The sequence below is a fragment of the Streptomyces lancefieldiae genome (assembly GCF_031845825.1).
GTDB lineage: Bacteria > Actinomycetota > Actinomycetes > Streptomycetales > Streptomycetaceae > Streptomyces > Streptomyces lancefieldiae.
The window spans coordinates 1-388 of sequence record NZ_JAVRFH010000412.1; the positions used below are offsets into that span (position 1 = coordinate 1).

1 protein-coding gene is annotated in these 388 nt (G+C 71.6%); it reads left to right on the forward strand.

All coding sequences use genetic code 11. The features are described 5' to 3' along the window. Positions 1-109: 109 nt before the first annotated feature. Positions 110-388, forward strand: a 279-nt coding sequence (locus RM812_RS42750) for a glycosyltransferase family 4 protein (protein ID WP_311586515.1), incomplete at its 3' end; no start/stop codon positions are given.

A 388-nucleotide genomic window follows, 5' to 3' on the forward strand; every position in this document is an offset into this window, starting at 1 on the left:
TGACGACCGCATTCCGGGGAGAGCGCGTGAAGCCCGAAGCCCGGGGAGGGCACGTGAGGGCCGGATTCCGGCTGGAGCACATGAGGACCGGACTCCGGGGAGCGCGCACGTGAAGATCGGCATCGTCTGCCCGTACTCCTGGGACGTCCCCGGCGGCGTCCAGTTCCACATCCGGGACCTGGCCGAACACCTCATCGGGCTCGGCCACACCGTCTCCGTCCTGGCCCCGGCCGACGACGAGACCCCGCTGCCGCCGTACGTCGTCTCGGCGGGCCGGGCCGTCCCGGTCCCGTACAACGGCTCCGTCGCCCGGCTGAACTTCGGCTTCCTGTCGGCCGCCCGGGTCCGCCGCTGGCTGCACGACGGCACCTTCGACGTCATCCACATC